Here is an 8,158-nt window from a genome sequence, read left to right on the forward strand (position 1 = left end):
GCCTGTCCGTCTATGCGGATCGTAGCAAGCAGTTGCCCTGTCGCCGGGTTAATCGTGTCAAAATGCGATGCAACCGGCAAAGGCCGAGGGGATTCTAAATTTCGCGCGATGAAATCAAAGATAAGGTCCCGCGCTAAGCCAATTTGTAATGCCCGGCCGCCATTCATAGCTGCGCGCAGCCAAACGCCATCGATCATCGCGGCTATGGTGTCCGCCATGGGCGATACATCACGCGCGTCGACCAACTGGCGCAAATCAAATTTAAGGTTGGACAACATGCGCTTTTGATGTGCGCGCTGCACGCGGGCAAGTTGCGACACATGCAGCGTCTGTCCCCAAAAGGACAGCCAAATTCGGGCACTATCCTCGGCATATTCATTATGCCCCAGATGTGAATCCACCAGTGCCTCTATGCGCGCACGCGGCCCCGCAGCAAGCCCGATGCGCACTGCTGCCTGATTGTTTAACTGACGCACCACAGATCGGAAGGCAGCTTCGAGGAGGGCTTCTTTACTACCAAAATAGTGGACGATCAGCGCTGCAGAGACGTTTGCTTGTCTCGCCACCTTATTGAACGTGAATTCAACTATTCCATATTCAGCTATAACACCGATTGCCGAAGCAATAATATTTTGGCGACGCGCGTCAGAATTTCGAGGCATAATATAGTTGTATCAAATATTGAACGTTTATTCAACTACGATAACAGATCCATGCCCACCGTACTAGAAAAGGCTTTGGACCGGAGCCATTCTGCGCACACTATAAGTGGCCTGAGAGGAAGACTCCGGTAATAGCTAACAACATGCCCCCAACATTAGTGCGTGCTTAGTTGGCCCAATAGACATATTCCTGATCCTTCTTCCACCGCGCATTGAGAGGAACGTCGATCCGGATCGCGCCCTCGAGTAGGCCGGGCCATAATGGCTTGGGTAAACCGGTATTTTGTGCGTCGATCAACTTGCGCAGTTCCGCCACGCGTGCGGGCTCCTTGGCGGCCAAGTTGATTTGCTCGGTAGGATCGGTGGCCAGGTTGAACAGCCACGCCGTGTCAGGACGTTTGGAAACTTGCAATTTCCAGTCGCCGGCGCGGACAACGCGGTAATGCCCCGAACGCCAGAAGGTGATGTCGCGTTTTTGCCCAGTGCCAAATAGGTTGAAGCTATCCATTTTGCGATCATTGGGTATGCTTGCACCGGTTGCCGCTGCAATCGTTGCAAACATATCAAGGTGCTGAGCGACATCGTTGCGCACGGTACCCGGCGCGATTCTGCCCGGCCAGCGCATCAGCATCGGCACATGGATGCCGCCTTCGAAGAACGTACCTTTATACCCGCGATAGGGCGTGTTGTGGTCCTTTATGCCCGTGTACCACGCCCCGCCATTGTCGCTGGTGAAGATAACCAGCGTATTGTTGTCGAGCCCTGTATCCTTCAGTTTTTGCAGGACATCGCCAATCCGCCGGTCAAGTTGGCGCATCATCGCGCCATAGACGCGCTGGGTATGATCTTTGATCTGCGGCAGAGCGTCATAATCCGATTTCAGCGCCTGTAACGGGGTGTGCGGCGCATTATAGGCGAGATACATGAAGAAGGGCCGGTTCTTGTTTGCGTCAATCGCGGCCAGCGCATTGTCGGTGAAATAGTCGGTCAGATGGCCTTTGGGACGAAAGCGCTGACTGTCCCCCCAATAGACGGCATGCGGCAGATTTGCCCATAAAAAGCGGTCTATTGGATCCCATGGGAGCTTTGCATTGACGACCTGGGGATCGTCTTCGGCCATAAACAAATCTCCACCCGCACGCATGCCAAGACTTTCGTCAAAACCCTGTGACGTTGGCCGGTATGGTTTGGCTTCACCCAGATGCCATTTGCCGATGTGGATGTTATGATAACCCTTGGCTTTCAGCACCTCTGGCAACATGATTTCCGCATTGGGCACCCCCATGTCGGCATAAGCGGGCAGGTCGTGATTCAATTCTTTATGATAGATCGTCGGATAAGGTGACGTCCCGTTGTTATGCGCTAGGCTTGAAACAAAAGCAGCTGGAACGGCGGTAAATTCAAAACCGAACCGCGTTGGATAACGCCCCGTCATCAAGGCCGCGCGGGAAGGCGAGCAGGTGGCATTTGCGGCATAGCCATTGGCAAAGCTGACACCCTGTTTGGCAATCGAATCGATATTGGGGGTGGGCACTGCCCCACCGGCAACCCCGCCACCGTACAGCGAAATGTCGTTCATCCCCAGATCGTCGGCGACAATCAAGATCACATTGGGTGGACGTTTGTCGGAGGGCGCCGCCGCAGGGCCCTGCGCCCATTCAATTGGGCGGTTTTCGGCAATGGGTTCAAACCATTCGCCAATGATACCGGGCAGATAGATTTTATACTGCTGAAAACCCAAATAGCCCGCGCCGATCAATAGCGCCAAAGCTCCGATCCATGTGCGTTTTTTCATGCAGAAATCTCCGGTTGGTGTAAGCTCGAGCGCCGCACTGAAAGCCACAGAAACAGCAATATAACGGGTAGAAAAACTAGGCTGCTATAATGTTCGGGCGGGTGATGGCCGCTGACGGGTGCATGCTTTATCCAACCGGACCAGCTGAGCATCAGGCGCTCGATAAAAGACACAATAAGAAATAGCGGCACCAATGCGCGGTAACGCAATGCGACCACGAGGGTGACGATGCCATGCGCAATCTGAGTTGCCCCCGCCCACGCAAACAGGCCAAAAATCATTGTGGGATTATGGCTGAGATCCAGCCCTGCAATAACACCCGCGCCACCGTCGGGCAGGAAACTGTGGATCATCCCCGGAACGATCCAGACGATGCCATATAAAGCCAAAAACCACGCAGAGTAGCGCGAGCCATGATACTGCTCGTTGTTACTCGGAGGTAGGAAAACGCTCATCCTGCAAAGCCCGAAAGGGCAATAGGTGCCAATGCCTTTATCCATGTGAGTGTGCGCATTCCCAATATCTTCCCAATCCTCACTTTATTAATCGATATTCCGTCCGGCAAAAAACATGATCGCCCAGCCACTTGCCATCAAGACCCCTGCAATAGCGGTCAACCAGTCGGCCAAACCCCAAAAACCCAACGCGACGCCATAGTGAAGCAACGCAAACAAAAGCGATCCGCCCAGTAAAAAGGCCGGGGCGTGCCGCGCGGAACCGGCCCCGACATTCATGAAAGTGGCGCAAGCTATGCTGGCCATGCTGTGCATAAATTGAATTTGGGCGCCGAGGCGCACAAGCGCCGACATATGCTCAGACAGATGAGTGGAGAGGATAAGTGCGGTGATCGATATAAGAGCATTTATCGTGGCAAGCCGCATCCATGATCGCCGTGTCCAGCGCATTATTTGTGGCTCTGTCGGTCGCACATTCATCCTGCGCTTGTCAGCAGTGCAATGTGTGTCAGCGCAGCAAGCAGAGCCAGAACCAGCGCAACAGTTACCCGTGGACTGAGATAAAAAGACACAACGCGCTGCGTAGGGAATGAGAATGTAGCAAGCGTACCCAATAGCTTATCGGAATGGCCTTCGGTAAATAGGGGGTCCATCACGAGCTTCATCATGTCGCGGCGACTGCGGTAGCGCATCAGGCCAAAGATCGTCCAGTCGGGATCCGCCTCGGTGTTCCACGCATCAATATAGCCGCCAACCTTGCGTCCGACCATGCCGGGATAGCCGCCCGTGCGGAACAGAACCGACATGAAGCGTTTCGAATAGCGCTTGAGCAGATCAAAGCCTTGAACCATTTGCCCCGTTTTTGGGTCCTCAACCTGCTCCATCTGCGCCTTGACCAGATTGAGCATGACAAACTCGCGGCCGTCATCGGCTTCAAGGAAAGCCCGCATAACATCCGCGCGATTGCCTGTGCCCTCGAAACGACCCGCCACTTGTGCCAGAAACGCATCAATCTCGGCAGGTTTCAGGGGACCGGACCAATTGTCATACCAGAGCCGAAATATGCCATAAGAGAGCAATGCTGTGACCCAGATTATCCATATAGTCATGTCTCTAATTGCTCCTTGTCTTGGCGCGCTCGGCATCGCGCCGCGCCTTTGCGGCCTTCTGGCATGCGGGTGATGTTTTTTTGATATTCTTGATCAGACAAGCGCGGACATTTTCGCGGTTAAATGTTCCCAATTCTGCGGAGCAATATTTAACGATGTCGGGCATGCAAGCTTCGCGCACATTGTCTTGCGCCGACACGGGAACGGCAGAAAGCAGCAGGGCAGACGCCCCCAAAATGAGCACTATTCTTGGCATCTTTACCCTCATTCTTCCCAGATAGCTTGGCGGATTGTTATTGGCATTAATTGTGCCAAAATATATTTGCAATCGCTTTTGTCGCTTGCGCCGGCACCCATTTGCCGCAAAACAGGGGCCTATGACCAACGTATCGTACAAAATGACATCACGATCGGAAGTGCCACTGACTGATGGCCGCCGCGAAAGAAGCCGATCCAGCCGGAGTAAGATTGTCGCAGCGATGCTCGATCTTGTCGGTAAAGGTGATGTTGCACCAGGTGCTGCGCGGGTTGCGGAGGTGGCAGGCGTCGGTCTCCGTTCGGTTTTTCGACACTTTGACGATATGGATGAGCTTTACCGCGAAATGGGCGAGGAGATTGAGGCGCAGGTTATGCCCATCATTCTCCAGCCGCCAACGGGCGCTACTTGGCGGGAAAAGCTATTCGACATCGCTGATCGTCGGGCGATGGTTTTCGAAACCATTCTGCCTTATCGGATTTCAGCCAATCTCAAACGTTTCCAGTCGCCCTATCTGATGCAGGACTATCGCCGGATGCTGCGGCTCGAATCTGATACCATTGGGTCATATTTGCCAGCGATGGTAAAGGCCGATGTGGCGGGTACCCATGGTCTAAATGTCATCCTGAGCTTCCAGACATGGCGGCTGCTGCGGCATGATCAGGAATTGCCTTTTGAGGACGCCAAGGCTGTCGTGCGGCGTTTGCTCGGCGATGCTATGGCCGGAATGCCGGAGGATTGATGCAGCGCTTTGGCTTTGCTCTAGCTCTGCTGCTGTTGTCTGCTTGCGGTGATGCATCTGGGCCGCCCGAAACAGTCTGCACTGGCCAATCCGGTAACAAGATGTTGTGGGTGCCCGGCGGTAGTTTCGTGATGGGGGACAATCCGCATTACGCTGAAGAAGGCCCTCCGCAGACCGTTACAGTCAAGGGATTTTGGATCGACGCGCATGAAGTGACCAATGCCGAATTCGCAACCTTCGTAAAGGCGACTGGTTACAAGACAATGTCGGAACGTAATCCGCCCAAGCTGCCCAATGCGCCGCCGGAAATGCTGGTGCCTGGTTCAGCTGTATTCAATATTCCCTCGGACGCAGACCCGCGCTGGTGGCGCTGGGTACCGGGCGCGCAGTGGCGGCACCCTTCGGGGTTGAAGGAGAGTATTGTCGGGCGAGATCGCGAACCCGTTGTCCAGATCGCCTATCAGGACGCAGAGGCCTATGCGCAATGGGTCGGGAAGGAATTGCCGAGCGAGGCGCAATGGGAAAATGCCGCGCGCGGCGGCGCGGCGGCTTTGCCGGAGCCGGTTGATGTGAAGGGCCAGCCGCAAGCAAATTATTATCAGGGGGTTTTCCCGGTCAAAAACGTAAACACTGATGGCTATATCGGTCGTGCGCCCGTGGGCTGCTTCAAACCAAACGGATTTGGACTTTACGATATGATCGGTAATGTCTGGGAATGGACCAGCGCCAGCGGATCGCGCGCCGACGCCAGCGAATCGGTAAACGTCATTAAAGGCGGCTCCTACCTCTGCGCTGCTAATTATTGCGCCCGCTATCGCCCCGCCGCGCGCCAGTTTCAGGAACGCGGGCTTGGAACAGATCATATCGGGTTTCGGTTGGTTGACACGAAGAAGGTTGGGCCGGCTTCTTGACCCGTCATTCATAATATGGCACTCAAAGTGCCAATAACATTATCTTAGGGAGTATCTCTTGAAAGTCCTTCGCACACCCGAAAGCGCCTTTGCGGCAATTGACGATTTCCCTTTTGCGCCAAACTATCTGGAGATTGCCGATCCCTCCGACGGCACGCCATTGCGCGTGCATTACGTCGATGAAGGGCCGCGCGATGCGCCGGTGGTGCTGATGATGCATGGTGAGCCAAGCTGGAGCTATCTCTACCGCCATATGATCGGCCCGGTAGTCGCGGCAGGCTTTCGCGTGGTCGCGCCTGACCTGATTGGATTTGGAAAATCGGACAAGCCAACCAAGAAAAAAGATTACAGCTATGCCCGCCACGTTGGCTGGATGCGCCAATGGATAGAGGCGCTTGACCTGAGTAACATGACGCTCGTCTGTCAGGATTGGGGGTCGTTGATCGGTCTGCGCCTTGTAGCGGAAATGCCCGATCGCTTTGCCAGCGTGGTATTGTCCAATGGCGGCTTGCCCGAAGGCGGCCCCGCACCGCGCGCGTTTGCCATTTGGCGTGCCTTTTCGCAATGGAGCCCGTTCTTTCCGATCGGTAAAATTGTCAACGCTGGATCAAAGCGCGCGCTTAGTGCTGCCGAGATTGCCGCTTATGACGCACCGTTTCCGGACAGCAGCTACAAGGCTGGGGCCCGCATATTCCCAACCTTCGTTCCTTTCGAGAATAATGTAGCGATCCCCGATCAGAAGCGCGCTTGGCAGGTGTTTGAGCAATGGGACAAGCCGTTCCTGTGCTGCTTTAGCGATGGCGACCCAGTGACACGCGGCGGCGAGAGCAGGTTCATTGGCCGCGTTCCTGGTACTGCGGGTCAGCCGCATTGCACTTTGAAGGGCGGCCATTTCATCCAAGAAAATGATCCGCAAGGCTTCGTCGACTGCATCCTAAAAGTGCTTTAGCGATGAAGGTCTTGCGCACCTCCGAGGCCGCTTTCGCCGACCTTCCGGACTATCCCTTCGCTGCACATTATGTTGAGGTTAATACGCAGGGCACACCACCCTTGCGGCTTCATTATGTCGATGAAGGCCCCCGCGACGCTGCGCCAATCCTGCTGCTGCATGGAGAGCCGACCTGGTCATATCTCTACCGCAAATTTATACCACCGCTCGCCGCCGCTTGCCATCGCGTGCTGGCACCTGATTTGATTGGCTTTGGCAAGTCTGACAAGCCTGCCAGTCGTGACGATTATAGCTATGAACGCCATGTCGCTTGGATAAGCGACTGGCTGACGCAGCTTGATCTGCATAACATCACGCTGTTCTGTCAGGATTGGGGCGGGTTGATCGGGCTGCGATTGGTCGCCGCTTTTCCGGATCGTTTTGCTCGGTTAGTGATTTCAAACACCTATCTGCCCGTTGGCGAGAATATTGGTTCGGGTTTCGATGGCTGGTCTGCATTCAGCCAGGCCACGCCCGAATTCAAAATCGGCCGGATCGTTGATGGCGGCTGTAATCGCAGACTGACCAGCGCCGAAATCGCAGCCTATGATGCGCCGTTCCCCGATGAGCGTTTCAAGGCCGGCGCGCGCCAGTTTCCCTTGCTCGTGCCTGTGACCCCTGACCATCTGTCTGTCGCCGAAAATTATGCGGCTTGGGCACAGCTCGAACGCTTCGAAAAGCCGGTGCTCACTTGCTTTGGCGAGCAGGACAAAGTGCTAGGTCATCTTGATACGGAAATTCAGCGGCGCATTCCGGGCGCTAAGGGGCAACCACATTGCCGGATTGACGCCAGCCATTTTTGTCAGGAAGATCAGCCGGAACAGCTTGTCGATCTCATCCTCAATTTTATCGCTGCACAGACATAAGTTCGGCTGCGCGGATCAGGTCAACGCGATCCGCGTCAGCTGATCCATCGAGCACCAATAGAAATCTTGATTCCAGCCTGGTGAGGGAAACACCACGCCTTGCATCAACCCACCTGTTTCAACCCGCGCAACGGTCGCTCCGCTGGAGATATCGAGCAGAACGATTGCTTAGCGGCGCTGATAATCATTAGTGCAAATCAGGCCACTTTCGGGGAAATGCAGCATGTGGCTGGCGCAGCCCAAACCATCTTGCCGCCACAGTGGCACGAGCGCGCGTTTCTCTTCCTCGAAGCGGAAGCCGCAGATGACGCGATTGGCGCTGTCATATGCGATGACGATCTGCCTTGCTTCGTCCCAGAGCGGCGGGTTGGTGA

General features: G+C 55.0%; 11 protein-coding genes. 4 read left to right on the forward strand and 7 right to left on the reverse strand.

Annotated features, from left to right (window positions below):
• The 6 genes from betI to QE270_RS01115 form a co-directional block, all read right to left on the reverse strand.
• On the reverse strand, positions 1 to 662 hold a 662-nt coding region (gene betI, locus QE270_RS01090; protein ID WP_300033982.1), incomplete at its 3' end, for a transcriptional regulator BetI.
• A gap of 166 nt (positions 663 to 828) precedes the next feature.
• On the reverse strand, positions 829 to 2,457 hold the full coding sequence (locus QE270_RS01095; protein WP_300033984.1) for a sulfatase-like hydrolase/transferase: 1,629 nt from the start codon (positions 2,455 to 2,457) through the stop codon (positions 829 to 831).
• Complete coding sequence (locus tag QE270_RS01100) at positions 2,454 to 2,912, reverse strand: hypothetical protein (RefSeq protein WP_300033986.1); 459 nt, start codon at positions 2,910 to 2,912, stop codon at positions 2,454 to 2,456. Before QE270_RS01100 ends, QE270_RS01095 begins: the two co-directional genes overlap by 4 nt.
• Before the next feature lie 87 nt (positions 2,913 to 2,999).
• A complete protein-coding gene (locus QE270_RS01105) occupies positions 3,000 to 3,218 on the reverse strand; it encodes a hypothetical protein (RefSeq protein WP_300033988.1) in 219 nt (72 codons plus the stop codon).
• A 170-nt stretch (positions 3,219 to 3,388) separates the two neighbouring features.
• Entirely contained in the window at positions 3,389 to 4,021 is a 633-nt protein-coding gene (locus QE270_RS01110) for a hypothetical protein (protein ID WP_300033990.1), read from the reverse strand.
• Positions 4,022 to 4,025: 4 nt separating this feature from the next.
• On the reverse strand, positions 4,026 to 4,289 hold the full coding sequence (locus QE270_RS01115) for a hypothetical protein (protein ID WP_300033992.1): 264 nt from the start codon (positions 4,287 to 4,289) through the stop codon (positions 4,026 to 4,028).
• 109 nt (positions 4,290 to 4,398) lie between these two features.
• On the opposite strand from QE270_RS01115, the gene QE270_RS01120 reads away from it, so the two are divergent.
• The 4 genes from QE270_RS01120 to QE270_RS01135 are packed head-to-tail and all read left to right on the forward strand — an operon-like array spanning position 4,399 to position 7,784.
• Positions 4,399 to 5,019: a TetR/AcrR family transcriptional regulator gene (locus QE270_RS01120; protein WP_300033994.1), complete on the forward strand. Its 621-nt coding sequence runs from the start codon at positions 4,399 to 4,401 to the stop codon at positions 5,017 to 5,019.
• The gene (locus QE270_RS01125; protein ID WP_300033996.1) at positions 5,019 to 5,930 is read left to right on the forward strand and encodes a formylglycine-generating enzyme family protein; all 912 of its coding nucleotides are present in this window, start codon (positions 5,019 to 5,021) and stop codon (positions 5,928 to 5,930) included. The genes QE270_RS01120 and QE270_RS01125 overlap by 1 nt, the downstream gene beginning before the upstream one ends.
• A 58-nt stretch (positions 5,931 to 5,988) precedes the next feature.
• Positions 5,989 to 6,879 (forward strand): haloalkane dehalogenase, encoded by an 891-nt coding sequence (locus QE270_RS01130; protein ID WP_300033998.1) that lies wholly within the window; start codon positions 5,989 to 5,991, stop codon positions 6,877 to 6,879.
• A gap of 2 nt (positions 6,880 to 6,881) precedes the next feature.
• Complete coding sequence (locus QE270_RS01135) at positions 6,882 to 7,784, forward strand: haloalkane dehalogenase (protein WP_300034000.1); 903 nt, start codon at positions 6,882 to 6,884, stop codon at positions 7,782 to 7,784.
• Between the two features lie 168 nt (positions 7,785 to 7,952).
• Here the strand turns inward: QE270_RS01135 and QE270_RS01140 are convergent.
• Positions 7,953 to 8,158 (reverse strand): hypothetical protein (locus QE270_RS01140; RefSeq protein WP_300034002.1); only part of this gene is annotated, 206 nt, incomplete at its 5' end.

Origin of the sequence: Sphingorhabdus sp. (assembly GCF_029865925.1) — a bacterium.
Taxonomy (GTDB): Bacteria; Pseudomonadota; Alphaproteobacteria; order Sphingomonadales; family Sphingomonadaceae; genus Sphingorhabdus_B.

Bases quoted from the DNA above. Each gene is read 5' to 3' on its own strand.
- QE270_RS01095 (WP_300033984.1), bottom strand. From the start codon at position 2,457: ATGAAAAAACGCACATGGATCGGAGCTTTGGCGCTATTGATCGGCGCG.
- QE270_RS01120 (WP_300033994.1), top strand. From the start codon at position 4,399: ATGACCAACGTATCGTACAAAATGACATCACGATCGGAAGTGCCACTG.
- QE270_RS01125 (WP_300033996.1), top strand. From the start codon at position 5,019: ATGCAGCGCTTTGGCTTTGCTCTAGCTCTGCTGCTGTTGTCTGCTTGC.
- QE270_RS01135 (WP_300034000.1), top strand. From the start codon at position 6,882: ATGAAGGTCTTGCGCACCTCCGAGGCCGCTTTCGCCGACCTTCCGGAC.
- QE270_RS01100 (WP_300033986.1), bottom strand. From the start codon at position 2,912: ATGAGCGTTTTCCTACCTCCGAGTAACAACGAGCAGTATCATGGCTCG.
- QE270_RS01115 (WP_300033992.1), bottom strand. From the start codon at position 4,289: ATGAGGGTAAAGATGCCAAGAATAGTGCTCATTTTGGGGGCGTCTGCC.
- QE270_RS01110 (WP_300033990.1), bottom strand. From the start codon at position 4,021: ATGACTATATGGATAATCTGGGTCACAGCATTGCTCTCTTATGGCATA.
- QE270_RS01105 (WP_300033988.1), bottom strand. From the start codon at position 3,218: ATGGCCAGCATAGCTTGCGCCACTTTCATGAATGTCGGGGCCGGTTCC.